The following is a 234-nucleotide window of genomic DNA, read 5'->3' as shown; positions in this document are numbered from 1 at the left end:
AAGAGCTATTCAAACTTTTATCGGAGAGTTTGATCCTGGCTCAGGACGAACGCTGGCGGCGTGCCTAATACATGCAAGTCGAGCGGATCAAAGGGAGCTTGCTCCCTGAGATCAGCGGCGGACGGGTGAGTAACACGTGGGTAACCTGCCTGTAAGACTGGGATAACTCCGGGAAACCGGGGCTAATACCGGATAACTCAGTTCCTCGCATGAGGAACTGTTGAAAGGTGGCTT

General features: G+C 53.0%; 1 rRNA gene. It reads left to right on the top strand.

The window, feature by feature from the left end:
* Window positions 1-17: 17 nt before the first annotated feature.
* A 16S ribosomal RNA gene (locus tag ACXAFV_RS22530) occupies window positions 18-234 on the top strand; the annotation flags it as partial.

It is taken from the genome of Rossellomorea sp. ABR4_012 (genome assembly GCF_056159545.1).
The sequence above is the reverse complement of the archived record's forward strand: the minus strand, read 5'-3'. Positions and strand labels throughout refer to the sequence as shown.